Genomic DNA, 4,567 nt, shown 5'->3' on the forward strand with positions numbered 1-4,567 from the left:
ATCGAGAACACCCGCGCCAAGCTCAAACGCCTGGTCAGCCTCGGCATACTCGTGGAGACCGAGCCGGGATTGTTCACTCAGCCGCGTCCGTAGCCTGGCAACGAGCCCGTGGCCAGCTCTCCTCCTGCAGCGCAAGCGATCAAAGGGACATCAACTCGCGAACCGCCCTCTCAGAGTGACACCTACACCTACGACCAGGCCGGCAACACCACCAGCCGTACGGTCGGCACCAAGACCCAGACCTTCACCTGGGACAGCGAGGGCAGCCTCACCCAGATCAGTGAAGGCAGCACAACGACGTCCTTCCTTTACGACGCCGACGGTGATCGACTGATCCGCCGCGAACCCAACACCACCACCCTCTACCTGCCCTCCGGCATGGAACTGGCGCTCGACAAGACCGCCAACACCATCAAGGGCACCCGCTACTACAGCCACAACGGCGACACCGTCGCCGTCCGGCAAGGCGGCACCGTCCAGTACCTGATGGACGACCACCAAGGCACCGCCGAAATCGCCATCAACGGCACCACCTATGCCACCACCACCCGCCGCACCACACCGTTCGGCGCCCCCCGCGGCACCAACCCCGCCCCCTGGCCCGGCCAGCGCGGCTTCGTCGGCGGCACCAACGATCCCAGCACCGGACTCGTCCGCCTAGGCGCCCGCGAATACGACCCCAGCACCGGCCGTTTCATCACCGTCGACCCCATCATCGACAAAGATGTACCGCAGCAGATGAACGGCTACTCCTACGCCGACAACAACCCTGTCACCTTCTCCGATCCCACCGGGCTTTGCGCGACCTGCAGCGGCGTGGACGGAACGGTCGTCCACCCCAAGACCAAAAAGCGCATCAAGGGCAACACCTCCAGCAACCCCAAATACGCCAACAGCGGCGTCCCCACCCGCAAGAAGGTCGTCCTCAACTCCCACCACACGAAGAAATCCCTCGCCCAGGCCAAACGCAACCAGGCTAAAATGAAGCGAGAGCGGCAGGCTACTACAAAAAGGCGGGTTGCCGCAGAAAAACAATCGAGGCAGTGGGAGCAGAAGATCAAGGCGCTGCAACGCGCCCATGCAAAGAAGAATAGGCCGAAAGCGTCCGGGTCATCTTGGAAAGACCTTGTCGGGAATTTCCTAATAGATGCTTCAGCGGGCATAGCGATTGGTCGGGCAGCCGGATGGCGAGGCCGAGTCAGCATGCCGGTTAGGCGGGTTGCCCCAAGGAGCGGTGAGTGGTTCCCGAAGCGAAGTCTCCCGAAGGACTCCCACGGCAACTGGGTTCCCGACTCCCAATATCCGCATACTCAACTAGGATGGAAGAACGGAGGAAAAGGGCCTTACCCGCAGGCTCGCGAGTGGGGAGCCGGCGGCGAATTGAAGAAGGATATTGACTTCACGGATCACGGCCGCCCTGCCAATCACACAAACCCTCACGAGCACAGGTGGCTTGATAATAGTACCGGTGGCGCCAAGAAGCGGCAACCCGCCGAACCCTGGATATGGTGATGACATGCCTATCATCTCAATCTCCATGCATCGACCTGACAGGTCGATCGTGAATTTGCGAGACATTATCGAGCTTCTTCCGCAAAATTCCTGGACATGGAATGTGCGTCACTTCGAAGGAATCGGCGTGGCTCCCCAGGGGATGCACATGGCGGATTTCGACCTCCTAACGGCGTCAGAGGAGGGATACAGCATGACCTGGGGGGAACTCCTGGAGTTCTCATCCAACATGGAGCAGGTGATCGACTGCGTGATTACGGCTCGAACATCCAACGACGCGCGACCTTCGTCAACACAACCCACTTCAGCCCTACTCGCGCGGATCGAGGCCTTCGATAGCACAGAGTGGATCATCGAGCTTCATGGGCCACTAGCTGATAACAGCAGCCTTGCCGAGAGTCTTGCGAGGCTGTAGCGCCGTAGGGGCCGGTGGCCGGAGGAATCCCACCCTCCGGCTCTCTCACGGGCCCCCCTGGGTTTCCCCTCATAGGCGATGCCTCCACGATACGAGGGGAAACCCAGTCGTGGGTTTCATGCCGGGCGCCGCTGTGAAGGACACCCGGCTGCTGCTCGCCGAGGCTCGGGGTTGGTAGCGGCCTACGGCAGGCGGTGCAGGTAGATCCCGGGGGTGCCGTCGAGGCTGCCAGTGGCGAAGAGTTGGCCGGTGCCCGGCACTCCGGCCAAGGTGGAGAACTCCGCGGTGCCCGGGGACGGATGGACCGGCGTCTGCGTCCAGACCCCGTCCGCCGACCGGTGCGCCAGGGTCGAGTCGTAGCTATTGACGTCGGTGGAGCCGAGGAACCAGTGTCCGCCACGGCCGTCGGGGATCGGGTTGAAGGTTTCCCGCCAGGGTCCGACGACCTGCTCGACCGGTTCCTGCTGCCAGCCGGTTCCGGTACGGCGCAGCAGAATCGGCGTGCTGGTTTGCGCGACGTCGTCGGAGACCGTGGCGGTGATCCACACACCGGAGGCGTCGGCGCTCACCCCGTCGGGGAAGACATGGTCACCGGGGTGGTCAATCGGGCTGGTAGACCACCCGGTGCCATCGAAGTGACCGGCCGTGGGTTTGTCCAGGAGCGGATCCCAGCCGATGACCCAGATGTCGCGCGGGGAGCGGGCGCTGACCCGGCGGACGTCCATCGGCAGGTCCGCCCTGGCCCAGGTGGACCCGGTGTAGTGCCAGGTCTGCTCGCCGAACAGCCAGACGTCATCCTCGCCCAGCACCGCGATGTCGGCGACGGCCGAGGATTCCATCCGCCTCATCGCGGTCCAGCCGTTCCCGTCCCAGCGCGAGACGACCTGACCGGCCTGGCTGTGGGTGGCCAGCCACACGTTGGTGTCGGAGGAGGCTGCGGCGGCGGTGACAGAGGTGCCGAATCCTCCCGGAACCTCTTGCTCGTGCCAGCGCTCGCCGTCCCACCGGGTGGCCGTTGGCCCCAGTGACCACTCCCAGAACCTGCGGGTGCCGAACGCCCACACCTGGTTCTTCCCGATGGGGACGACCTGGGCGTTGAACTCCAGGGACGAGGATTGTTCGCCCAGGTGCCATTGCGCGTTCCCGGACGCCGTACTCGGCAGGGCGACCAGCACCCCGACGATCGCGACCGCACCCGCCACGAGGGCCAGCATCTTCCTCATCCGTTCACTCCCTCATCTCGAACCGGATAAATAGTTACATAGCTCTCAAATAACGTGAATGAGTATGAATACTCAGCCTGATGCCCGCTGAGCAGCTCAACATCGTCTGCGGGCGGGCAGAGTCTGGTCGCCGTCGTCTCGTAGTGTGGGGTGGTGATCGAGTTGGGCTCGCGGGAACGGAAACAGCCTGCCCCGCCTCGTATCGTCTGGGAATGCTTGACCAACCCGTACCGGCCAGGTGCCCGGCCGTGGCTGGAGCTCCGCTCGGATGAGACGAAACCGCGGGTCCTGGAGGCGGTCGAGCCGGTCCTGGTCGTGTGGTCGTCGCTGTGGCCGACCCGTCCCGACGACCTGATCCGCTTCGACCTGCGCACTATCGACGACGGCGGTTGCGCACTGCGCTGGACGCTGCTGACCGCGGCGGAGCAGCCCGACGAGCAGACGGTCGGGCGGCTGCGGTACCGGCTCAACTACCTGGTCAACGCTCAGCTGCGGTTCTCGTTCGGGCAGTAGCCAGCCCGTTGAGATGCGGTCATGTCGAGCGCAGGCGAGCCAGATTTCCGGGCGGAGCTTGCCCCAGTCAGGGACGGCCAGGCCGTCTTCGCAGGCCCAGCGGCGGACCTCAGCGGTGCTCGGCTCGGTGACCGGAACTTCGGCCGGGATCGGGGCGGGGCCGGGATCGGCTGCCGCGTAGGAGGCGGCCAGGAAGCGGTAGGTCCACTTGTTCTGGTTCATCGTGCATCCGACAACAGGAACGTGAGAACGACAAAGAGTCTGCCGATCATGATCGCCTCTCTGGCGGAGGATGAGATCGGGAGCCAGTTCGGGCAGTAGGAGCTGGGGGTGCCGTTGGAGAGGTCCAGGGGCTTCCAGCTGAGTATGGTGCCCGGTAATGATCCGGCCGAGGTTGCGCAGGGATACGGAGTGGGCGCCCCAGTAACTGTGAGCCTCGTTGACGACCGTCCGGCCCACTGGAAAGGATCTCGGGCCGAACGAGGTGTTCCCCGGGCCGGCCCCGAACCGGCCAAGAGCGGCGACCGGGTCGCTTTCGGCCTCGCCCACCCACACGTGCCCAAGCGCGCCACCCAGTTGGTCGGCGTGATCGACGCCGACACCGGGGCTGCCGACGAAGACCACATCGTCGGCCAGGAGACCGGGTCTCAGCAGGGCAGCCTTCCAAGTGGTAAGCGAGCCGTAGCTGTGGCCGATCGGCCATGACCGACCCAGGATCCCAGGGCGGCTGAAGCCGGTACCTCGGGTCCTCGATCACGTGCGCGAGGTGTTCGGCCCGCCGCATGTCGCCGAGCGAGGCGACGGCCGGCACTAGGGCGTGTTTCAGAAGTGGATCACGTGAGTGATCTACTTCTGGGATGATCTTCGGGTGGGTCGTGGTGATTTGACCGCCGCTCAGTGGGCG

At 64.5% G+C, this 4,567-nt stretch carries 4 protein-coding genes and 1 pseudogene; 3 read left to right on the forward strand and 2 right to left on the reverse strand.

Annotated features, from left to right (window positions below; translation table 11 throughout):
* Positions 1-108: 108 nt before the first annotated feature.
* Both ACFXJ8_RS43780 and ACFXJ8_RS43785 read left to right on the forward strand, forming a co-directional pair.
* Complete coding sequence (locus ACFXJ8_RS43780) at positions 109-1,512, forward strand: RHS repeat domain-containing protein (protein WP_379651469.1); 1,404 nt, start codon at positions 109-111, stop codon at positions 1,510-1,512.
* Between the two features lie 4 nt (positions 1,513-1,516).
* Positions 1,517-1,927: a hypothetical protein gene (locus ACFXJ8_RS43785; protein ID WP_379651470.1), complete on the forward strand. Its 411-nt coding sequence runs from the start codon at positions 1,517-1,519 to the stop codon at positions 1,925-1,927.
* Positions 1,928-2,109: 182 nt separating this feature from the next.
* On the opposite strand, the gene ACFXJ8_RS43790 is transcribed toward ACFXJ8_RS43785, so the two are convergent.
* Entirely contained in the window at positions 2,110-3,150 is a 1,041-nt protein-coding gene (locus ACFXJ8_RS43790) for a hypothetical protein (RefSeq protein WP_379651472.1), read from the reverse strand.
* Positions 3,151-3,366: 216 nt separating this feature from the next.
* Here ACFXJ8_RS43790 and ACFXJ8_RS43795 point away from each other — a divergent pair, with 216 nt between their 5' ends.
* Positions 3,367-3,663 (forward strand): hypothetical protein, encoded by a 297-nt coding sequence (locus ACFXJ8_RS43795; RefSeq protein ID WP_379651473.1) that lies wholly within the window; start codon positions 3,367-3,369, stop codon positions 3,661-3,663.
* A gap of 516 nt (positions 3,664-4,179) precedes the next feature.
* Here ACFXJ8_RS43795 and ACFXJ8_RS43800 read toward each other — a convergent pair.
* A pseudogene (locus ACFXJ8_RS43800) lies at positions 4,180-4,380 on the reverse strand (alpha/beta hydrolase); the annotation flags it as partial.
* Between the last annotated feature and the right edge of the window lie 187 nt (positions 4,381-4,567).

This window comes from Nonomuraea sp. NPDC059194 (genome assembly GCF_042754765.1).
Lineage (GTDB): Bacteria > Actinomycetota > Actinomycetes > Streptosporangiales > Streptosporangiaceae > Nonomuraea.

What these genes read in the sequence shown, in the direction of transcription:
- ACFXJ8_RS43785 (WP_379651470.1), top strand. Translation starts at nt 1,517, where the DNA reads ATGCCTATCATCTCAATCTCCATGCATCGACCTGACAGGTCGATCGTG.
- ACFXJ8_RS43790 (WP_379651472.1), bottom strand. Translation starts at nt 3,150, where the DNA reads ATGAGGAAGATGCTGGCCCTCGTGGCGGGTGCGGTCGCGATCGTCGGG.